Genomic DNA, 21,203 nt, shown 5'->3' with positions numbered 1-21,203 from the left:
GTGGATGGATTCATCCACGCATGGCGTGGATCTACCGGCGCGGATGGATTCATCCACGCATGGCGTGGATCTACCGGCGCGGATGGATTCATCCACGCATGGCGTGGATCTACCGGGCGTTCTGAAGTAGATCCACGCCATGCGTGGATGCTCTTCGATCCCGTGCCAGAATTCACAACGGCCAACGGCACCATGCATGCGGGTACTCACCCACCACGCACGCCAGGCCCGCGCGGACCGGGTTGGCCACGATGTACATCGCCTTCTCGTGAAGTGATTCGTCGGTCCGCACTGCATGGTCGTGATAGCCGTGCTGCCACAGCGCGCCGCGTCGGCCCAGATACTGGTTCAACACGCGGCCGCTGCGGGATTTGAGCAGGGACATGCACTCGGCCAAGGTTCCACTGCGCAGTTCCATCAACCAGTGCAGGTGGTCGGGCATCACCACCCATGCCAGGCTGTGGCTGAAACCGCTGCGTTCGACGAAGCGCAGCGCATCTACCAGGATCGCCACACGGGTGGCATCGGCGAAGAACGGTTCCCGGCCAAGGGTTGCCGTGGTCAGGAGGTACACGTTCCCCGGGTGGGAACAACGACCGTAGCGGAGTCTGGGGCTGGCCATGGCCCCAGCGTGCGATACGGAGGGAAGCACCGGTAGCGGAGGTTGGCGCGTGCTTGCGTCGGGAAAGCCCCATCCACGCATGGCGTGGATCTACCAGGGTGGCGTTTGTTCGGTGAACGCCAATCAGTGTTCGTCCGGCGATTCCTGTAGATCCACGCCATGCGTGGATGCGCCGTTATTTCAGCGCCGGTGATTCATCCGCGTCGCGGGCCAGCAGGCTGCCGGCGAACAGCGCGGCCAGCAATACGGTCAGGCCACCCCAGAAGGCCGAATAGAACGCCAGATGGGTGTTCAGCGGGAACACGGTCACCGCCAGCGCCAGCATCGCCGGACGCGCGCGTTCGCGGGCAATCGCCGGCGCGTAGCGCCATGCACGCCAGGCCTGGGCCACGGCCGCCAGCCACAGCAACAGGCCAATCACTCCGGTCTCTGCGAGGATTTCCAGCACGATCTGGTGGGCGTGCAGCGCCGGGGCATTGCCCCACACCGCCGGCCCTTCCTCCGCCACGCAGGCAGGATAGGCATCGCGGAAACCACGTGCACCCACGCCATTGATCGGGTGCGCTTCAATCATGCAGGCGGCAGCTTCCCATATCCGCGCGCGCCCTGACAGGGCCTCGTCGACACCACGCTCGCCCCCATCCAGCGCCATGGCCGTACGCGCGAAGCGCTCGCGCAGCTGCGGCACGCTGGCGGTCAGAGCGCCCGCGCCGAGCACCGCCACCAGCGCCAGCGCGGCCAGCCGTTTCCAGCCGAACTGGCGCACGCCGCTGTAGGCCAGCACCAGCGCGAAGGTGATCCACGAGGCGCGCGAACCGGCCAGCAGCAGCACGCTGCCCAGCGCTGCCGCAGCCAGCAGCCAGCCCGCATTGCCAAAGCGCCGCGCGACAGGCAGCAGCAGGAACGGCGACAGGCTGGCCAGCACCTGGCCGAACTTCAGGTTGCAGGGTCCCAGTGCGCCGCTGAGGCGGTCGGCCAGGGCGGCCTCATCGGCCGGGCACAGCGCGTGGCCACTGACCGCCAGCTTCAGCTGTTCCAGTGACCAGAACCATGGGCTGGTACCGGCCACGGCCTGCACCAGCGCATCCAGCGTCCATGCGCCGGTGATCAGCGCCAGACCTGCGAAGGTCAGCCGCCGCCGCTCCGGCGTGGCCACCGCGATCGCCACCAGCCACATGAAGGGCAGATAGCGCAGGCCCGCTGCAGCTTTGGTCCACGAGGCCGCCGGGTCGATCGCATCGAATGCGGAAAATGCCTGCGGCAGCCAATAGCCGAGGAACAGGATCGAAGTCAGTGCCCAGGCCGCCGTGCTCAACAGATGCGGGCGGCGCTGCAGGCGGCGCATCACCATGCGCGCCGCGGCGTACAGCGCACCCAGGCCCAACACGGTTTCGGCGATGCCCGGCAACGGCCACATCGCCACGTACGCCAGCACCCACCAGGGCGCCCAGCGCCCGGCGCGGTCGTCGCGCACGATGACGGCAGGGTCAGCCGGCGAGGTCGGCATAGAGGCGGAGGGTATCGCGCTGCATGGCCTGCAGGGTAAACGGGATGCGGGTCGGCAAGGACGGAGGCTGGGCCAGCAGGGCCAGCGCACGTTCACCCAATGCGCGCGCATCGCCGAGCGGCACGGCACCTGCGGGTTGCAGCTGCCGAAGCAGTTCACCGACGCCACCATGGTCCCAGCCCAGCACCGGTCGGCCCACCGACAGCGCTTCGACCACGGTGCGGCCGAACGCTTCGGGCTTGTCCGACAGTTGCAGCACCAGGTCGCTGGCCGCGTAAGCCTGGGCGATGCGCGCGGTCGGTGTGCTGATGTGCACGGCCTCGGCCACGCCGAGCGCGGCCGCCTGCCGGCGCAGATCGGCCACGTAGGCTTCACGGCCGGGTTCATCGGTGCCCAGCATCCACAGCTGCGCCGGCACACCGGCGGCGCGCACATCGGCAAGCAACTGCAGCGCATGTGCGTGGCCCTTCAGACGGGTGCCCCGCCCCGGCAACAGCAGCAATGGGCCTTCAACCTGCGCCAGCCACGGGTAATCGGCTGCCAGCGCCATCCGCGGACGGCGATCGGCACGCGCCACGCGCGGGAACTGGGCCACATCAACGCCGCGCGGAATCACCTGCAGCGCCTGTTCGGGCACGGTCGGGTAGTGCCGCTGCACGTAATCGCGCACGGTGTTGGACACGCAGATCACGCGCTCGCCGCTGGTCATCACTGCGCTGTAGCGGCTGGGCGAATTCAGCCCGTGCACGGTGGTCACCCAGTGCGGGCGCTGCGCGGCAGGCAGGGCGCGGATCGCGTACAGGCCCAGCCATGCCGGCAGGCGCGAGCGCGCATGCACGATGTCCGCGCCAACCTCGGCGAACAAGCGGCGCAGGGTCGGCAGATGGCGCAGGGTCAGCAGCGACTTGCGGCCGATGTCCAGGGTGAGGTGCTCGGCACCGCTATCGAGCAGCGGCTGCACCAGGCGGCCACCGGCGGAAACCACCAGCGCCCGATGGCCGGCGGCGACCAGGGCCGCAGCGATTTCCAGGGTCGAGCGCTCGACACCACCGGAGTGCAGCGCCGGCAGCAACTGCACCACGGTCAATCGGCGCATCGAGGGGGCAGCCGCTTAGTCGGCCAGCACGAACACGGAACCGCAGTACGGGCACTGCGCTTCGCCATTGGGCTCGTCTTCGATCGGCAGGTACACGCGCGGATGCGAGTTCCACAGCGCCATTTCCGGGGTCGGGCAGCTCAGCGGAAGATCGCTGCGGTGCACGGTGTAGCGCTTCTCGGCGTTGGCGGGCGCAGTGGCGGTATGGCTCATGGCGGATGTCGATGAACGGGTTGCGAGGCCTGTGATTCTAGCATCCGGGCCGCCCCGACATGGCGCCGCAACAGGTCTTTGGGCGCCGCGGGCCGATTCCGCGTGGCGTTGCACGGCACCAGGGCCGGTCTGTCTGCGTGGAATCCCCGGTCGCCCGTACGGGTTGGTGCTGAAATCCTGCCGACCGCGATATTTCCCGCATTTGGATCGAACTAAATGGCACTTGTCAGGTCGCGGCGGCTGTTGCAGGATCGGGCCCGGGTCGCGAATCGACCCGTCCAATCGACCCGATCGCATGGCCCGCCCCCACCGGACCGGCATCGCCTCTTCCACCGCCATCCCGGCGGGCGGAGCGATGCTGCCCGTGGTGTCCGCCGATGCGGGTTCTGCCCGCCGCCTGCCCTTCCGGGAGACTTCTGCATGACCCTGTCCGATCCACGCCGCGCCCTGCTTCCGCTTGCCCTGGCCCTGGCCTGTGCGACCACTGCGATGCCGGTGCTGGCACAGGAACTGCAGACCTCGTTCGAACCCGGCGAACCTGCGCCGGCGCAGGCCGCTGGCGCCCTGCAGGCAACGATCGGCAACGGCCCTGCCGCGCCTTACACGGCCAAGCGCAACGCCGGCTACAGCGGGCTGCATGCCCTTCGCTACAGCAGCGCAGGAGGCAACGCGCGGCGCGAACTGTTCAAGACCAACCTGCCGATCGAGGCCGACACCACGCTGTCGTGGCTGGTGCTGCCGGAAATCGTGGGCAAGGACACCGTGGCCTCGACCTATGTCTCGCTGGACCTGCGGCTGGACGATGGCAGCCGCGTTTCGGCCGGCCCGGCACGCGACCAGCACGGCGTAGCCCTTGGCGCACGCGCGCAGGGCGAGTCGAAGACGCTGTACCCGCAACAGTGGGCACGCAAGGCGGTGCGACTGGGCGACGTGCCCGCGCTGAAGGGTCGCCGCGTGGTAGCGATCGAACTGGAGGTGGCCAGTGCCGACGGTGCGCCGGTGTCCGGCTGGATCGACGACGTGCGCCTGGATGCTCAGCCGCGGCAACAGCCGCAGCGCGTCTCCGACTGGGTGCTGACCACCCGCGGCACCCAGGCCAACGGCACCTTCTCGCGCGGCAACAATTTCCCGGCCACGGCGGTGCCGCACGGCTTCAATTTCTGGACCCCGGTGACCGATGCCGGCGCGCTGAACTGGCTGTACCGCTGGAACGAGCAGAACGACGCACAGAACCGCCCGCAGCTGCAGGCGCTCGCATTGAGCCACCAGCCCAGCCCGTGGATGGGCGACCGCCAGACCTTCCAGGTAATGCCCTCGGCCAGCCGTGGCGTGCCGGAGGCTGATCGCCGCAAACGTGCCTTGTCGTTCGACCGCAGCCACGAAAGCGCCCGCCCCTACCGCTACGACGTGCGCTTCGACAACGGCGTCGCGGCATCGATCGCGCCGACCGACCATGCCGCGCTGTTCCGCTTCGACTTCCCGGAGGGCAGCGACGCCAACCTGCTGTTCGACAACGTCGATGCACGTGGCGGCCTGAGCCTGGATGCCGCCACGCAGACGCTGTCCGGCTATACCGATACGCGCAGCGGCCTGTCCAACGGTGCCAGCCGCATGTACGTGGTCGCCAGCTTCGACAAACCCTGGCGCAGCAGCGGTCGCCTCGACACCGGCCGCCCGACCGGCTACATCAAGTTCGATGCCGGCAGCGAGCGACGGGTGACCATGCGCATCGCCACTTCGCTGATCTCGGTGGAGCAGGCACGGCACAACCTGGCGCTGGAAATCGCCGCCACCGATACGCTGGAGAGCGTGGCCGGGCGCGCGCAGGATGCGTGGGATGCGCGCTTGGCCCGCTTCGACATCGGCACGGCCAGCGACGACCAGAAGACCACGCTGTACTCCAGCCTGTACCGGCTGTACCTGTACCCCAACTCAGGCCACGAGAACGTGGGCAGCGCGGCCGCACCCGACTGGCGCTATGCCAACCAGGCCAGCGCCAGCGATGACAACACCGATGGCAGCGCGACCCGCAGCTTTACCGCCGTGCGCGACGGCAAGGTGTTCGTCAACAATGGCTTCTGGGACACCTTCCGCACCACCTGGCCGGCCTATGCGCTGTTCACGCCCGACGATGCCGGGCAGATGGTGCAGGGCTTCATCGAGCAGTACCGCGCTGGCGGCTGGATCGCGCGCTGGTCGTCGCCGGGCTACGCGGACCTGATGGTCGGCACCAGTTCGGATGTGGCGTTTGCCGATGCGTGGCTGAAAGGCATCGGCGGCTTTGATCCGGCCGAGGCCTACGCCGCCGCAGTGAAGAACGCGACCGTGGTACCGCCGGACCGCCACGTCGGCCGCAAGGGCATGGACCGCTCGACCTTCCGTGGCTATGCCAGCGCCGACGTGCATGAGGGCATGTCATGGACGATGGAAGGCGCGCTCAATGACTTCGGCATCGCCAACATGGCCGACGCCCTGGCCAAGCGTGCGACCACGCCGGCCGCACGCGAACGCTACAGCACCGAGGCCGACTACTTCCGCCACCGCGCCGCCAGCTACGCGACGATGTTCGATCCGGCGGCAGGCTTCTTCCAGGGCCGCAAGGCCGATGGCCGCTGGCGCGTGGACGCCAAGGACTACGACCCGCGCGTATGGGGCCACGACTACACCGAATCCAATGGCTGGACCTTCGCCTTCACCGCGGCCCACGACGGTGAAGGCCTGGCCGCACTGTACGGCGGCCGCGACAAGCTGGCCGCCAAGCTGGACACCTTCTTCGCCACGCCGGAAACCGCCGATGCGGCGTTCGCCGGCTCCTACGGCGGCACCATCCATGAGATGACCGAAGCGCGCGATGTGCGCATGGGCATGTACGCGCACAGCAACCAGCCGGCGCACCACATCCCGTGGATGTACCTGTACGCCGGGCAGCCGTGGAAGACCCAGCAGCACGTGCGCGAGATCCTGTCGCGGCTGTATGTGGGCAGCGAGATCGGCCAGGGCTATCCGGGCGATGAGGACAACGGCGAGACGTCGGCCTGGTACGTGCTGGCATCGCTGGGCCTGTACCCGCTGCGCATGGGCGCGCCGGAGTACGTGATAGGTTCACCGGCCTTCGAACATGCGCGGGTGGAACTGCAGGGCGGTGCCGTGCTGACCGTGAACGCGGCCAACAACTCGCGTGAGAACGTCTACGTGCAGTCGCTGAAGATCAACGGCAAACCCTGGACCAGGACCTGGGTGCCGCACGAGCTGATCGCCAAGGGCGCGACCCTGGACTTCGTGATGGGCCCGCAACCGTCGCGCTGGGGCAGTGGTGTGGACGACGTGCCGCGCTCGCTGACCGCGCGTGGCCAGCGCCCGCAACTGCTGCACGACCTGCTGGGCAGCGGTGCGAAGGCAGTGCTGGCCGATGGCCGTGCCCTTCCCGCGCTGGTCGATGACGATGCCGGCACGACAGTGGGCCTGGGCGGCGGCGCAACCATCGCGCTGACCGGCCTGGCTGATGGCACCGCGACGATGTACACGCTGACCAGTGGCGATGGCCGCATCCATGGCGGTGAATGGACGCTGGAGGCGCGCAATGGCAGCGGCAGCTGGACCGTGCTCGACCAGCGCAGTGGCGAAGACTTCGAATCTGCCCGCCAGACCCGTCCGTTCCGCATCGCAAAACCCGGCCGCTACAGCGAGTACCGCCTGCGCCTGGCGGCACCAGGGCGACTGCCGCTGGCCGAGATCGAACTGCTGGCAGCCGGCACCGTACAATGATCCGCATGCGCTACCGTCTTCTGCCCCTGGCCCTTGTTGCCCTGTCCTTCTCCAGCTTCGGCCAGACCCAGGCGTTCGATACGCAGCTGACCCGCGACGGCGTGACACTGAACTACCAGGACGCCCGTGGCGCCCTGGCTGCACCGCAGCGCAAGCGGGTGATCGATACGTTCTTCTTCGCCTATCTGCGCGAGCGGGCTGACTTCCACCCCGCCGCGCCGTCGTTGGTGCGCATCGTGATCGATCCGGCCTACACCGGCATCGCCTTCGTCGGCGACAAGGACCAGGCGGCGACGATCACCATCAATCCCGGCTGGTTGGCGCAGCACCCGAACGACATCGACCTGGTCACCCACGAGGCGATGCACATCGTGCAGGGCTATCCCGGTTACGGCGATGCACGGGTACCGGGCTGGCTGGTGGAAGGCATCGCCGACTACGCACGCGATCGCTACGGCATGGACAACGCCGCCGCGGGCTGGGCGTTGCCGGTCAAGGTCGAGAAGGGCCAGAACGTCGACAGCGGCTACCGGGTGACCGCTGCGTTCCTGAAGTGGGCCGAGGCTGAGCATCCCGGCCTGGTGCTGGCGCTGGACAAGGCCCTGCGCGAGGGCCGCTATACGCCAGCGCTGTGGCAGAAGCACACCGGCAAGGCATTGCCGGCGCTGTGGACGCAATACGCCAAGCCGCGTTCGGATGCACCGCCGCCGGCCCCTGCGCGGCGCGGCAAGCGGCACTGACTGGGTGGTCAACTGGGTATCGGGGCGCCTGGGTATCGGGGCGCCTGGGTATTGGGGCGACTGGGTAGAGTCGACTGTTAGTCGACTGCTCTTCGTACAACCATCCAAAACCCCGCGCTTCGCGCGATAGTCGACCAACGGTCGACTCTACCTCGCTGCCTTCTACGCCTCAGCGCGACCGCACGAAACCGGCGTACAGCGCGAACAGTTGCTGGAAGTAACGCCGCGTCACTCGATTGCGCATGACACCCTCGCCGATGGAAAGTTGGTCGGGCCCAGGGTGGGAAGGCCGGTCCGGTCCCTTCCCACGGCCGGGCCGCGTGGGCGTATTGGGCCGTAGCGGCGTTGCAGGCAAATGACTGCCGGACTGCAATTCATCTGGTAGCGCCGGGCCATGCCCGGCGAGCGCGCAGCGCGGCGCTTCTCGCATTCCGCCGGGCATGGCCCGGCGCTACCCGATCCGGTTTCCGCTGCGCGGAAACAGAAACGCGCCCCGTGGGGCGCGTTTCTGCAGCTGTCGCTGGAAAGAAGGCTTACGCCTTCTTTTCCGCTTCCAGCTGCTTCCTGATCTGCGCATCAACTGCGGCAATCGCGGTCATGTTCAGGATCCGGCGCGAGGTCGCGCTGGTGGTCAGGATGTGCACCGGCTTGTTCACGCCCATCAGGATCGGGCCGATCGCCACGCCGTCGGTGAACACACGCACCAGGTTGTAGGCGATGTTGGCCGCTTCCAGGTTCGGCAGCACGAACAGGTTGGCGCGGCCCTGCAGGGTCGAGCCCGGCAGCAGCTTCTGGCGCAGCGCTTCATCCCACGCGGTGTCGCCCTGCATTTCGCCGTCCACGTTCAGACGCGGGTTGCGCTTGAGCAGCAGCTCGCGCACCTGGCGCATCTTCAGCGCGTCCTTGGAGTCGTGGCTGCCGAAGTTGGAGTGCGACAGCAGCGCCACCTTCGGCTCGATGCCGAACAGCTTCATGCGGTAGGCCGCCTGCAGGGTCGCTTCGCACAGCTGCTCGGCGGTCGGGTCTTCCTGCACGTGGGTATCGACGAAGAAGAACACGCCCTGCTGGTTGATCACGCCGGTCATGGCCGAGGTCGAGGTGACCTTCGGCTCCAGCGGCAGCACGCTGCGCACGTAACCCAGCTTCTTGTGGAAGCGGCCGACGATGCCGGTCAGCATCGCGTCGGCTTCGCCACGGGCCACCATCACCGCGGCGATCAGGGTCGGGCGCGAACGCATCAGGTTCTTCGCTGCGGCCACGGTCACGCCACGACGGCCGGTCAGGCCGTGGTAGTACTGCCAGTACTCGTTGAAGCGCGGGTCGTCGTTGATGTTGGTGACTTCAACGTTCTCGCCGATCTTCAGGCGCAGGCCCAGACGCTCGATGCGCGATTCGATCACTTCCGGGCGGCCGATCAGGATCGGGTGTGCCAGGCCGTCATCAACCACGTTCTGCACCGCCTGCAGCACCACTTCCTCTTCGCCTTCGGCGTACACCACGCGCTGCTTGTCGCTGCGCGCGCGGTCGTAGACCGGCTTCATCATCAGGCTGGTGCGGTAGACGAACTGGGCCAGCTTGTCGCGGTAGGCGCCCATGTCGTCGATCGGGCGCGAGGCCACGCCCGAGTCCATCGCGGCCTGGGCCACGGCGGCCGACAGCTCCACCAGCAGGCGGCGGTCGAACGGGCGCGGGATCAGGTATTCACGGCCGAAGCTCGGGGTTTCACCGCCGTAAGCCGAGCCCATGTCGGTGGCGGCACGGCGTGCCAGCGCGGCGATGGCGCGCACGCAGGCGATCTTCATTTCTTCGTTGATCGCGGTCGCGCCCACGTCCAGCGCACCGCGGAACAGGTACGGGAAGCACAGCACGTTGTTGACCTGGTTCGGGTAGTCCGACCGGCCGGTGCCGATGATCGCGTCCGGACGCGCGGCGCGCGCCACTTCCGGCATGATTTCCGGGGTCGGGTTGGCCAGCGCGAAGATCACCGGATCCGGCGCCATGGTCTTGACCATCTCGGCGGTCAGGATGCCCGGCGCCGACAGGCCCAGGAAGATGTCCGCGCCGTTGACGATCTCGGCCAGGGTGCGCTTGTCGGTGTCGCGCGCATAGCGCTGCTTTTCCGGGTCCAGGTCGGTACGGCCGGTATGGATCACGCCCTCGCGGTCGAAGGCCAGGATGTTTTCCGGCTTCAGGCCCAGCTGCACCAGCATGTTCACGCAGGAAATGCCAGCCGCGCCCATGCCCGTGGTCGCCAGCTTCACTTCCTCGATCTTCTTGCCGGTGATCGCCATCGCGTTGAGCACGGCCGCGCCGACGATGATCGCCGTGCCGTGCTGGTCGTCATGGAACACCGGGATCTTCATGCGCTCGCGCAGCTTGCGCTCGACCACGAAGCATTCCGGCGCCTTGATGTCTTCCAGGTTGATGCCGCCGAAGGTCGGCTCCAGCGAGGCGATGATGTCGACCAGCTTGTCCGGGTCGGTTTCATCCACTTCGATGTCGAACACATCGATGCCGGCGAACTTCTGGAACAGAACGCCCTTGCCTTCCATCACCGGCTTGCCGGCCAGTGCGCCGATGTTGCCCAGGCCCAGCACTGCGGTGCCGTTGGAGATCACCGCCACCAGGTTGCCGCGCGCGGTCAGCTCGCTGGCCTGCTGCGGGTCGGCCTTGATCGCTTCACAGGCGTACGCCACGCCCGGCGAATACGCCAGCGACAGGTCGCGCTGGGTCAGCATGGGCTTGGTAGCGGAAACCTTGATCTTGCCGGGCGGAGACATCCGGTGGTAATCGAGGGCGGCCTGTTTGAAATCTTCGTTGGACATCGATGTGGGTTACATGAATGGGCAGAAGGGACAGGGGATGATACCCCCGTTGGAGCGTCCGGACCTGTCGCTATCCTGTCGCAGGCATGCTGCGACCGCACAATTCCGTGCCGTATGCGACGGTACCGGGATACCAGCTTCGGCGTCTGCCATGACAGCCATGGGACGCCCTGAAACGCCGCGGGGCCGTACCACTGTCGTGATCGGCCCCGCGGTACCACACACCTGGATCAGCCCTTGGCCGGCAGCGCCTCGGGCAGCGCGTCCACCGGCGGCGGCAGCTCGCTTTCGCGGCCATCCAGCGCCAGCTGCAGGCGGTTGCGGTCCAGCGCGCCTTCCCAGCGCGAGACCACCACGGTGGCCACCGCATTGCCGATGAAGTTGGTCAGCGAGCGGCATTCGCTCATGAAGCGGTCCACGCCCAGGATCAGCGCCATGCCGGCCACCGGCACTTCCGGCACCACGGCCAGGGTCGCGGCCAGGGTGATGAAGCCGGCACCGGTGACACCGGCTGCACCCTTGGAGCTGAGCATGGCGACCAGCAGCAGGGCGATCTGGTGGCCCAGGGTCAGTTCGGTATTGGTGGCCTGGGCGATGAACAGTGCCGCCAGGGTCATGTAGATGTTGGTGCCGTCCAGGTTGAACGAGTAGCCGGTCGGGACCACCAGGCCCACCACCGACTTGCTGCAGCCGGCGCGTTCCATCTTCTCCATCAGCGACGGCAGCGCCGACTCCGACGAGGAAGTGCCCAGCACCAGCAGCAGTTCGGCCTTCAGGTAGCGCGCCAGCTTGAACACCGAGAAGCCACACAGTCGGCAGACCAGGCCCAGGATCACCGCCACGAACAGGAAGGCGGTGAGGTAGAACGAGCCCACCAGCCATGCCAGGTTGACCAGCGAACCAACGCCGTACTTGCCGATGGTGAAGGCGATTGCGCCGAAGGCACCAATCGGGGCGGCCTTCATCAGGATGTGGACCAGCTTGAACACCGGGGCGACCAGCGCCTCCAGGAAGTTCAGGATCGGCTTGCCCTTCTCGCCCACCGATGCCAGCGCGATGCCGAACAGCACCGCGATGAACAGCACCTGCAGGATGTTGCCGTCGACGAAGGCGCTCACCAGCGTCTTCGGAATGATGTCCATCAGGAAGCCGACCAGGGTCAGGTCGTGCGACTTCTCGACGTAGCTGTGCACCGCGGTCTGGTCCAGCTCGGCCGGGTTGATGTTCATGCCGGCGCCGGGCTGCACCACGTGCGCCACGATCATGCCGACGATCAGCGCCAGCGTGGAGAAGAACAGGAAGTACGCCATTGCCTTGGCAAACACGCGGCCCACCGTGCGCAGATGGGTCATGCTGGCGATGCCGGTGACGATGGTCAGGAAGATCACCGGCGCGATGATCATCTTCACCAGGTTGATGAAGGCATCGCCGAGCGGCTTCATCTTCTCGCCGATCAGCGGTTCGTAGTGGCCGAGGATGGCGCCCAGGACGATCGCCACGATCACCTGGAAGTACAACTGGCGATAGATCGGCAACGGCTTTGCAGGCGCCGGGGCTGCGGTCGGGATGTGCATGGCGGACTCCGGAAGGGGCGTTTTCAGGCACGTACGGCCCCGGGACAGCGCGGGAACCGTTACCGTGGAAACTGATCGCAGGCCCTGTGCTGCACGCGCAGGGGGTGCGACCAATGGACGCCTTTGTACGCGCCGGGCACGCCGGCGCAGATAACCTATTGGTACTAGCCCCCCGGTTCAGGTGGCCGTGGTGCCTACACTGGCGCCGCACCGCCCGATCACGGGGAGGCCGGTGGCCCGGGCTGAACAGCTGGGCGCGTCATTGCGAAAGTTTCGGCCCCCGCGGCCGTTGTTGTCCTGTCCACACGCAATCTGAGAGAGCCGCACCCAACATGCGCCCGATTCCCACCTTGCTGGCCCTGTCCCTGGCCGCCCTTCCCGCCTTCGCCTCGGCTGCCGATTTCGACAACTGGCCGACCAAGTACGCCTTCGGCGACGGTACCGAGTTGGCCGCGACCGCCAACATCGCCTACGACTACAACGATTTTTCCTCCGGCAGCGGCCTTGAGGACGATGATGCCGTGCGCCGCAAGGAGTTCGGCGCGACGCTGAAGAAGAAGGGCGTCTACGACGCGATGGTCTACTACGACTTCCAGTCCGACACCTGGCTGGACGTATTCGTGCGCTTCGAGAGCAAGGCTTTCTTCGGCCGTGACATCGGCCGTTTCCGCTTCGGCTACATGAAGACCCCGGTCGGCCTGGACGCCAACACCTCGTCGCGTGCGGGCAGCTTCCTGGAGACCGCGCTGCCCGTGCAGGCCTTCTACGCAGGCCGCCGCACGGGCGTGGAATGGGTGCTGGAGCGCCCGCAGTACCTGCTGCAGGCCGGCGCCTATGGCGGCAAGGACCTGCAGGGTGACAACCCCGGTACCACCCAGGCAGTACGTGCAGTCTGGACGCCGGTGAAGGCGCCGGGTGACGTGATCCACCTGGGCCTGGCCTACTCGCAGGAAAATCCGCGCGGCTACAGCGATGGCCGTGACGTGCACCACGAGGCCAGCGCGCGCCTGCGCGCGCGCCCGGAAGCCGGCCTGACCGACATCCGCTACGTCGATTCCGGCGCCCTGGTCACCGCCGACCAGATCCGCCGCACCGGCCTGGAAGGCATCTGGATCCGCGGCCCGTTCTCGCTGCAGGCCGAAGCCCTGCAGGCCACCGTCACCCGCAAGGGCCTGCCGGATTACACCGGCAGCGGCCAGTACGCGATGGCCAGCTGGGTACTGACCGGCGAATCGCGCCCGTACAACGCCGGTGCGGTGGCCAACATCAAGCCCGCGCACGACTACGGCGCGGTGGAACTGGTGGCCCGTTACAGCCGCATGGACCTCGACGATGGCAGCATCCTTGGTGGCCGCCAGCACGACCTGACCCTGGGCGCGAACTGGTACCTGACCAGCCACTTCAAGTTCCAGGCCAACTACGTGAAGGTCGACGCCAGCCGTCGTGGCGTGCACAGCACGCCGGAGATCTTCGAACTGCGCGCGCAGATGCACTTCTGACCCCTTCCACGTCAGATCCCGGCGGGCGTGCATGCCACGCCCGCCGGCCCTGCGTAGACTGCCGCCATGTACTGGCTCAGCCGCCACCGGATGCTGTTGCTGACCATCGCGGTGATGGTCGGTGGCACCGTGCTGTGTGCCGTGGCCGCCGGCCACTATGCCTGGCGACGTGCCCTGGGCGACGAAAGCAGCCAGGTGCAGCGCCAGCTGCAGTTGTATGGCCAGGGCCTGCAGCAGCGCATCGACCGCTTCGGCACGTTGCCGCAGGTGCTGGCACTGGATCCGGACCTGCTGCACGCGCTGCGCGTGCCGCCCTCGCCCACCGAACGGCAGCGGCTGAACCTCAAGCTGCAACGCGCCAATGAGGTCACCCGCGCCTCGACCCTGACCCTGGTCGGCCACGACGGCGTGGCGGTGGTGGCCAGCAACTGGGACCAGCCGACCACCAATGTCGGCGAGAACTACAGCTACCGCCCGTACTACCGGCAGGCACTGGCCAAGGGCCGGGGTCGCTTCTACGGCATCGGCATGACCACCGGCGTGCCCGGCTATTACCTGTCGCAGGCCATCGAGGAAGGTGGCCAGCGGCTGGGCGTGGTGGTGATCAAGGTCGAGCTGTCGGCGCTGGAACAGGAATGGCTGAGCAGCCCGGACGTGGTGCTGGCCAGTGACGACCACGACGTGGTCTTCCTGGCCAACCGGGACAGCTGGCGTTACCGCCTGCTGCGCCCGTTGGGCGCCGACGAGCGCCGCGAGATGCTCGATGCCCGCCAGTACGCCGACCGCGCGCTGCAGCCACTGCGTGCGCGTACCGAGGACGTGCTGGCCGACGGCGGCCGCATGGTGCGCCTGCTGGACCCGGCCTTGCCGCAGCCGATGCTGTGGCAGAGCCTGGCGCTGCCTGCCGAAGACTGGAACCTGCATCTGCTGCACGATGCCAGTGCAGCCACCTCTGCCGGTCGCGCGGCCGCACTCACCGGCGGTGCTGCGTGGCTTGCACTGGGCTTCCTGGTGCTGTTCGTGCAGCAGCGCCGGCGCCTGGCCAAGCACCGCCTGCGCAGCCGCCGCGAACTGGAAACCCTGCTCAAGCAGCACGCGCAGGAACTGCGCACCGCACAGGATGGCCTGCTGCAGGCCGCAACCGACGCTGACAGCGGCCTCAGCCGCAGCCTCGAACACCTGCCCCAGGGCGTGGTGGTCATCGATCGCGAACTGCGCCTGGTCGCGTGGAATTCGCGCTACCTGGAACTGTTCCGCTTCCCGGTGGACCTGGTGCGCGTGGGCCGGCCGATCGAGGAACTGTTCCGCTTCAACGCACGCCGTGGCCTGCTCGGTCCCGGCCCGGTGGACGAGGCCATCGAGCGTCGCCTGAACCACCTGCGCAGCGGTCGCCCGCACATGCGCGAGAGCGAGAAGGACGACGGCACGGTGCTGGAGATCCGTGGCAATCCGCTGCCCGACGGCGGTTTCGTCACCAGCTATGCCGACATCACCAGCTACAAGAATGCCGCGCGCGAACTGCGCTCGCTGGCCGATGCGCTGGAGCACCGCATCGCCGAGCGCACCCATGATCTGGATGAGGCGCGCCGCGAGGCCGAGCAGGCCAACCGCTACAAGACCCGCTTCGTCGCCTCGGCCGTGCACGACCTGCTGCAGCCCCTCAATGCAGCGCGCATGTTCGTCTCGGTGCTGCGCGGCAAGCTGAGCGACCCGGCGCAGCAGCAGACCAGTGACCACATCGACGCTGCACTGGCCGCGCAGGATGCCATCCTCAACAGCCTACTGGATATCGCGCGCCTGGAATCGGGCAGCCTGCCGACCCGTGTGCAGGCGTTCCGGCTGGGCCCGCTGCTGCAGACGCTGGCGCGCGAGTTCGGCATCGCCGCGCAGTCACGCGGGCTGGTGGTCGACTGGGTCGATACCGCTGCGGTGGTGGTCAGCGATGAAGCGCTGCTGCGGCGCATCCTGCAGAACTTCCTGTCCAACGCATTGCGCTACAGCGAACGCGGCCGCGTGCTGCTCGGCTGTCGCCGCCGCGACGGTCTGCTGTGGATCGAAGTGCACGACCAGGGCCCGGGCATTCCCGATGCGCTGCAGGGCGAGATCTTCGAGGAATTCCGCCGCCTGCACGACGGCCAGCAGCGCGGCGCCGGCCTTGGCCTGGCGATCGTCGACCGCATCGGCCGCCTGCTTGGCCATCCGATCCGGCTGCGCTCGCAGCTGGGCCAGGGCAGCGTGTTCGCGGTGGGCGTGCCGTTCGGCGAAGCCAGCGCGATTCCCGCTACTGCTCCTGCGCCGGTGCTGGTGCAGGAACCGGCGGCGGACAATCCGCTGCGCGGGCGCCGTGTGTGGGTGATCGATGATGATCCGCACGTCTGCGCGGCCAGCCGCGCGCTGCTGGAACGCTGGGGCTGCGAGGTGATGCTGGCCGATGGCCCGCAGTCCGCCTTGCAGCTGGCCAGTGCCGGGACGGTACCGGAACTGGTGCTGCTGGATGTGCGCATGGGCGATCACCATGGCCCGGTGCTGTACGAGACGCTGGCCGAGCTGTGGCAGGCGCGCCCACCGGTGGTGCTGGTGACCGCCGAGCGTGATGCGGGGCTGCGCGAGATGGCCGCGGAGCGCGGCTGGGGGATGATGGCCAAGCCGGTGAAGCCGCCGGCGCTGCGGGCGTTGATGAGTCAGTTGCTGATCCGCCATCGCGGGTGATTCCCAGCCAACGGCGCAGCCCCTCGTGGGTGGGCGGTTGGTAGAGTCGACTGTTAGTCGACTTGTGTCGCGCCATGCGGTGTCTGGCCGGGCGGATGGGTAGTGCGGGGACGCCGTAAACCCATCCATGGGGGCTTGGCCGCGGCATCCATGCCGCGGACACCCCGCACTACCCATCCACCCGGCCGCTGACAGGTTCCGGGTTCGTCCACCCACGGAGAAGAAAAAGAAGATCAAAAGCGGGCCGCTGCGCTTCGCTTGCTCGTGTAGAGCCGAGCCCATGCTCGGCTTCGCGGGCTGGCCGGAAAGCAGCCGAGCGTAGGCTCGGCTCTACAAAAGGCGGCCTGCCAGGCTGCTTTTGCTTTTGATCTTCTTTTTCTTATCCGTGGGTGACAGGCCACCGAAATCTGTCAGCGGCCGGTCGGGTTGGGTGCGCGGGGGTGTCAGCCGCATGGATGCGGCTGCCAAGCCTCCAGGGACGGATTCACGGCGTCCCCCGCGCACCCAACCCGACCGGCCCACTCGCAGCTTTTGCTTTCAACGCCCCCAAACCACCCACGAGGGGCTGCGCCGTTGGCTGGAACTACAGCCCGGCGCCGGCGTCGCCTTCCGGCTCCAGCGCCTTCACCAGCACCGCCGCCTGTGTGCGGCTGTGGCATTCGAGCTTCTTCAGGATCGCGGTGACGTGCACCTTCACCGTGTTCTCGGCCAGGCCCAGCGTGTAGGCAATCTGCTTGTTGAGCAGGCCATCGGCCAGGCACAGCAGCACCCGGAACTGCTGCGGCGTCAGCTGCGCCAGGCGGCTGGCCAGCAGCGCATCCGCCTCCGAGCGTTCGGCGGCCATCGCCGGGAACCACAGCCCACCGTCGAGTACGGCCTGCACCGCCTCGCCGATGGTCTCGGCTGGGGCCGACTTCGGGATGAAACCGGCGGCGCCGAACTGCTGGGCGCGGCGGATCACCCGTGGATGGTCGTTGGACGAGAGGATCACCACCGGAATGTCCGGATGCGAGCCTCGCACGTGCAGCAACGCGGAGAAACCGTGCGCGCCTGGCATGGTCAGGTCGAGCAGCACCAGGTCCACATCCGGATGCGCGTCGAGGGCGGCGGCAAGCGCATCGGCGCTGGCGACCTCGCGCACCTGCGCCAGCGGCAGGCTCTGCCGCAAGGACTGCACCACCGCCGAACGCAGCAGCGGATGGTCATCGGCGATCAGGATGGTGTATTCGCTCATGCCCACATTGTACGGGCAGCACACCGCATCCGCCGGGCATGGCCCGGCGCTACCAGCACATCAGCGCCCCGCCGGCTCCACGCTGCTGCGCCAGGCATCGAGGAACTGGCGGCGCTTGAGCGCATCGAGGTAGACCAGCAGGCCCGGGCCCAGCTGGATCGGACGACGGCTACGACCCGGTGCGTCTTCGCCCCGTGCGTTGCCTGTCACGATCGGCATCAGCCGCGCCTCGCGCGACAGCACCTGCTGGCCGCGTGGTGACAGCAGGTAGTCGAGGAAACGCCGGGCTTCTTCCGGGTGCGGGCCGGTGCGCGGAATTACCGCGGTGCGCAGCACCACCAGCGTGTAATCCTCGGGCTCGACGATGGCCAGCGGCGCGCCGGCATCAATGCGCGCCTGCGCGTAGGAGCCGAGCACGTTGTAGACCAGTGACAGCTGGCCGCTGGCCACCTGGTCCAGCAACACGCCGGTGCGTTCCTCGCGCACCACGTCGTTGTCACCGAGCGCACCCAGCAACGCACCGGCGATACTGCCGCGCTGTGCGTCCTGGGTGGCCAGCAGGTAGCCGACGCTGCTGCGTTCGATGTCATAGGTGCCCACCCTGCCGCGCAGCGGCGCGCCTTCGGCGCGCAAGCGATCGAGCAGCTGGCGGCGCGTGTGCGGTACCTTCGCCGCAGCCATCGCGCGGGTGTTGTAGACCATCACCACCGGCTCGTAGCTGATGCCGAAGGCCTCGTTGCGCCACTGCGCCCAGGCCGGCAGCGCGGCAGTCTGCGCCGAGCGATGCGGCAGCGCGTGGCCATCGTTGACCAGCTTGGTCTGCAGGTCCATGCCACTGGAGATCAGCAGGTCCGGCGACGCCGGCCCGGCGCGGTCATGCAGGTAACGCGCATACAGATCCTGGGTGATGATGTCCTCGTACACCACCTCGGTGCCCGGGTGCAGGCGCTGGTAGTCGGCGATCACCACCGCGAATACTTCGATATCGGTGGTGCCATGGATGCGCAGCTGCGCCGTGGGCTTTCCCTGTGCCGGGAAGCGGCGGACCTCGCCGGGTGCAGCCAGCACCGGCAGCGCCAACATCAGGGCAAGGGCAACAGCAAACAGGCGGATCATGTACTGCTCCGGGGCAGGCGGATGGTGGCGATCAGGCCGCCCTGCGGACGGTTGCTGAGATCGATGTGACCGCCGTGGCTGTCGACCACCCGCTTGACGATGGCCAGGCCCAGGCCTGCACCTCCAGACGGTGCGCCGTCGCCACGTGCGAAGCGTTCGAATACGCGCTCGGCGTCGGCTGCGGCGATCCCCGCACCATGGTCGGCGATGGTCAGCACCGCCTGCCCACCGTCGACCGTCAACGCGATCTGCAACGGACCGTCGCCGCCGTACTTCAGTGCGTTGTCGACCAGGTTCTTGATTGCCTCGCGCAGCAGCAACGCGTCGCCGTGCACCTGCACCGGCTCGGCGGTCATCGCAAGTTGCACGCGCGGTGCCGGACCGGCCTGCGGCAGGGCTTCATGCAGGGCCTGGTGCACGGTTTCGGCCAGATCCACCGCCGCAAAGCGCTGCAGGTGCGAACGATGGATCACGCTGGCATCGCTGAGCAGCTGGTTGAGCAGGCGGCTCATATGGGTGGCATTGCGCTCGATCGCCTGCAGGCTGCGCCGCATGTCTTCCGGATCGTCATCATCCAGCGCCAGCTGTGCCTGCGCGCGCAGTGCGGCCAATGGCGTGCGCATCTGGTGCGCGGCCTCGGCCATGAACGCGCGCAGCGTTTCGTTGCTGCTGGACAGGCGCTCCATGAAGCGGTTCAGTGCCGCCACCATCTGATCCATCTCGCGCGGCACACGGGCGTCCAGCGGCTTAAGGTCGGACGGTTCGCGCCGCGACAGTTCGCGCTCCACCCGCACCAGCGGACGAAACGCACGGTGCACGCCGAACGCCACCAGCGCGAGCAGCAGCAGCGACAGCACACCGATCGCCAACAGCGCACGGTTGACCATGTCCTGCGCCACGGCTTCGCGGGCACGCCGGGTCTGGCCCACCTGCACCTGCACCTCGCCCTGCGCCGAGGCCGCGGCGAAACTGCGGCTGACCACCACGAAGCGCACCGTCTCACCGCTGTAGGCAGCATCGAACAACTGCGGCTGCGTACCGGGCCGACGCGGCGGCGACGGCAGATCGGCATAACCGGTGATCAGGTTGCCGCGGCTGTCGGCGACGCGATAGAACACGCGATCTTCCGGCGCCATCGCCAGCAGGTCCAGCGCCGCATACGGCAGATCCACCTGCCACTGCCCATCGACCAGCGCCACCGAATCGGCGATGGACAACGCCGAAGACACCAGCAGGTGATCGTAGGAACGATTTGCCGCACGCTGGCCATAGTCGCGCGCGGCGAACAGCAGCGCCACCGCGAACACCGCCAGCAACGCACCGAGGTAGAGCAGCAGCGTGCGCCGCAGCGAGCCCGGCGCCGCGTTCGCAGCGCGTACGTCAGCCATCGGCGTCGGCGCTGCCATCACTGGCTTCCAGCAGGTAGCCGACACCGCGCACGGTGGTGATGCGCAGCGGTGCGCCCGCCAGTTTCTTCCGCAGGCGACCGACGTACAGTTCGATGGCATTCGGACCGGCTTCGTCGTCGAAGCCGAACAGGCCGTTGCCGATCTCGTCCTTGCCCACTACCTGGCCCATACGGCCGACCAGGATCTCCAGCAGGCGGTATTCACGGTTGGGCAGCTCGATCGGTTCGCCATCGAGCGTGACCCGGTGCGCCGCGTTGTCGAACTGGAAGCCACCGACCTGCACCACCTCGCTCGCCTGGCCACGCGCGCGCCGCAGCAGCACGCGGCAGCGCGCCTCGAATTCGCGGAAATCGAACGGCTTGCCGAGGTAGTCGTCGGCGCCGACATCCAGCGCCTGCACGCGGTCCTCGATGCCGTCGCGTGCGGTCAGCATCAGCACCGGCGTGCTGTCGCCGCGCTCACGCATGCCGGCCAGCACGCGCAGGCCGTCGAGTTTGGGCAGGCCGATATCCAGCACCACCAGGTCGAAGCTCTGGTAGCGCAGCACGCTGGCGGCGGCCAGGCCATCGGCCTGCCAGTCCACGGCATGGCCACTGCGACGCATGCGACGGATGATCGCATCGGCCAGATCCGGGTTGTCTTCGACCAGCAGCAGGCGCATGGGCACGACGGTGGGAGGGGAAGCGAATGCTACCGCATGACGCCGGGGCCGCCCGCCGGTCATGGACCGGCGCTACCGGGATACACCGCATGGGTAGCGCCGGGCCGCGCCCGGCGGTCTTTTACGCTGCACCGCACAATCCGTTGACAGGACGATGACAGCTACGGCGACCCAGACTGCGGCCGCGCACCGTCCGGTGCCCACGATTGCCGCGCGCCTGGCGCGCACCTGGG

At 67.9% G+C, this 21,203-nt stretch carries 14 protein-coding genes; 4 read left to right on the top strand and 10 right to left on the bottom strand.

Annotated elements, in window-relative coordinates; all coding sequences use genetic code 11:
- Positions 1 to 172: 172 nt before the first annotated feature.
- The 4 genes from AC5P88_RS13855 to AC5P88_RS13840 all read right to left on the bottom strand — a co-directional run bounded on the left by AC5P88_RS13855 (position 173) and on the right by AC5P88_RS13840 (position 3,438).
- Positions 173 to 622: an REP-associated tyrosine transposase gene (locus AC5P88_RS13855; RefSeq protein WP_495225319.1), complete on the bottom strand. Its 450-nt coding sequence runs from the start codon at positions 620 to 622 to the stop codon at positions 173 to 175.
- Between the two features lie 175 nt (positions 623 to 797).
- Entirely contained in the window at positions 798 to 2,129 is a 1,332-nt protein-coding gene (locus AC5P88_RS13850) for an O-antigen ligase family protein (protein WP_495225318.1), read from the bottom strand.
- Positions 2,110 to 3,225, bottom strand: coding sequence for a glycosyltransferase (locus AC5P88_RS13845; protein WP_111113850.1), 1,116 nt, complete (start codon positions 3,223 to 3,225; stop codon positions 2,110 to 2,112). The genes AC5P88_RS13850 and AC5P88_RS13845 overlap by 20 nt, the downstream gene beginning before the upstream one ends.
- Before the next feature lie 15 nt (positions 3,226 to 3,240).
- A complete protein-coding gene (locus tag AC5P88_RS13840) occupies positions 3,241 to 3,438 on the bottom strand; it encodes a zinc-finger domain-containing protein (RefSeq protein ID WP_005410967.1) in 198 nt (65 codons plus the stop codon).
- A 420-nt stretch (positions 3,439 to 3,858) separates the two neighbouring features.
- On the opposite strand from AC5P88_RS13840, the gene AC5P88_RS13835 reads away from it, so the two are divergent.
- Positions 3,859 to 7,203: a GH92 family glycosyl hydrolase gene (locus AC5P88_RS13835; protein WP_495225317.1), complete on the top strand. Its 3,345-nt coding sequence runs from the start codon at positions 3,859 to 3,861 to the stop codon at positions 7,201 to 7,203.
- Positions 7,200 to 7,943, top strand: a complete 744-nt coding sequence (locus AC5P88_RS13830; protein WP_495225316.1) for a basic secretory protein-like protein — start codon at positions 7,200 to 7,202, stop codon at positions 7,941 to 7,943. Before AC5P88_RS13835 ends, AC5P88_RS13830 begins: the two co-directional genes overlap by 4 nt.
- Before the next feature lie 533 nt (positions 7,944 to 8,476).
- On the opposite strand, the gene AC5P88_RS13825 is transcribed toward AC5P88_RS13830, so the two are convergent.
- Entirely contained in the window at positions 8,477 to 10,768 is a 2,292-nt protein-coding gene (locus tag AC5P88_RS13825) for an NADP-dependent malic enzyme (RefSeq protein WP_495225315.1), read from the bottom strand.
- Between the two features lie 230 nt (positions 10,769 to 10,998).
- Positions 10,999 to 12,342, bottom strand: coding sequence for a dicarboxylate/amino acid:cation symporter (locus AC5P88_RS13820; protein WP_111204121.1), 1,344 nt, complete (start codon positions 12,340 to 12,342; stop codon positions 10,999 to 11,001).
- A gap of 332 nt (positions 12,343 to 12,674) precedes the next feature.
- On the opposite strand from AC5P88_RS13820, the gene AC5P88_RS13815 reads away from it, so the two are divergent.
- Positions 12,675 to 13,841, top strand: a complete 1,167-nt coding sequence (locus AC5P88_RS13815) for an OprO/OprP family phosphate-selective porin (protein WP_106551402.1) — start codon at positions 12,675 to 12,677, stop codon at positions 13,839 to 13,841.
- 66 nt (positions 13,842 to 13,907) lie between these two features.
- Complete coding sequence (locus tag AC5P88_RS13810) at positions 13,908 to 16,550, top strand: hybrid sensor histidine kinase/response regulator (RefSeq protein WP_495225314.1); 2,643 nt, start codon at positions 13,908 to 13,910, stop codon at positions 16,548 to 16,550.
- Between the two features lie 583 nt (positions 16,551 to 17,133).
- On the opposite strand, the gene AC5P88_RS13805 is transcribed toward AC5P88_RS13810, so the two are convergent.
- Genes AC5P88_RS13805 through AC5P88_RS13790 form a run of 4 tightly spaced genes read right to left on the bottom strand, consistent with a single transcriptional unit; the run spans position 17,134 to position 20,970 of the window.
- A complete protein-coding gene (locus AC5P88_RS13805; protein ID WP_106551256.1) occupies positions 17,134 to 17,784 on the bottom strand; it encodes a response regulator in 651 nt (216 codons plus the stop codon).
- Positions 17,785 to 17,844: 60 nt separating this feature from the next.
- Positions 17,845 to 18,900: an ABC transporter substrate-binding protein gene (locus tag AC5P88_RS13800; protein ID WP_495225313.1), complete on the bottom strand. Its 1,056-nt coding sequence runs from the start codon at positions 18,898 to 18,900 to the stop codon at positions 17,845 to 17,847.
- Positions 18,897 to 20,288, bottom strand: a complete 1,392-nt coding sequence (locus tag AC5P88_RS13795; RefSeq protein WP_495225374.1) for a sensor histidine kinase N-terminal domain-containing protein — start codon at positions 20,286 to 20,288, stop codon at positions 18,897 to 18,899. The genes AC5P88_RS13800 and AC5P88_RS13795 overlap by 4 nt, the downstream gene beginning before the upstream one ends.
- On the bottom strand, positions 20,281 to 20,970 hold the full coding sequence (locus AC5P88_RS13790; protein WP_049426910.1) for a response regulator transcription factor: 690 nt from the start codon (positions 20,968 to 20,970) through the stop codon (positions 20,281 to 20,283). The genes AC5P88_RS13795 and AC5P88_RS13790 overlap by 8 nt, the downstream gene beginning before the upstream one ends.
- Positions 20,971 to 21,203 lie beyond the last annotated feature (233 nt).

The organism is Stenotrophomonas sp. YJH_SMC_8 (assembly GCF_059371315.1).
The sequence above is the reverse complement of the archived record's forward strand: the minus strand, read 5'-3'. Positions and strand labels throughout refer to the sequence as shown.

Coding starts and splice junctions, on each gene's coding strand:
- AC5P88_RS13855 (WP_495225319.1), bottom strand. CDS start 622: ATGGCCAGCCCCAGACTCCGCTACGGTCGTTGTTCCCACCCGGGGAAC.
- AC5P88_RS13850 (WP_495225318.1), bottom strand. CDS start 2,129: ATGCCGACCTCGCCGGCTGACCCTGCCGTCATCGTGCGCGACGACCGC.
- AC5P88_RS13845 (WP_111113850.1), bottom strand. CDS start 3,225: ATGCGCCGATTGACCGTGGTGCAGTTGCTGCCGGCGCTGCACTCCGGT.
- AC5P88_RS13840 (WP_005410967.1), bottom strand. CDS start 3,438: ATGAGCCATACCGCCACTGCGCCCGCCAACGCCGAGAAGCGCTACACC.
- AC5P88_RS13835 (WP_495225317.1), top strand. CDS start 3,859: ATGACCCTGTCCGATCCACGCCGCGCCCTGCTTCCGCTTGCCCTGGCC.
- AC5P88_RS13830 (WP_495225316.1), top strand. CDS start 7,200: ATGATCCGCATGCGCTACCGTCTTCTGCCCCTGGCCCTTGTTGCCCTG.
- AC5P88_RS13825 (WP_495225315.1), bottom strand. CDS start 10,768: ATGTCCAACGAAGATTTCAAACAGGCCGCCCTCGATTACCACCGGATG.
- AC5P88_RS13820 (WP_111204121.1), bottom strand. CDS start 12,342: ATGCACATCCCGACCGCAGCCCCGGCGCCTGCAAAGCCGTTGCCGATC.
- AC5P88_RS13815 (WP_106551402.1), top strand. CDS start 12,675: ATGCGCCCGATTCCCACCTTGCTGGCCCTGTCCCTGGCCGCCCTTCCC.
- AC5P88_RS13810 (WP_495225314.1), top strand. CDS start 13,908: ATGTACTGGCTCAGCCGCCACCGGATGCTGTTGCTGACCATCGCGGTG.
- AC5P88_RS13805 (WP_106551256.1), bottom strand. CDS start 17,784: ATGAGCGAATACACCATCCTGATCGCCGATGACCATCCGCTGCTGCGT.
- AC5P88_RS13800 (WP_495225313.1), bottom strand. CDS start 18,900: ATGATCCGCCTGTTTGCTGTTGCCCTTGCCCTGATGTTGGCGCTGCCG.
- AC5P88_RS13795 (WP_495225374.1), bottom strand. CDS start 20,288: ATGGCTGACGTACGCGCTGCGAACGCGGCGCCGGGCTCGCTGCGGCGC.
- AC5P88_RS13790 (WP_049426910.1), bottom strand. CDS start 20,970: ATGCGCCTGCTGCTGGTCGAAGACAACCCGGATCTGGCCGATGCGATC.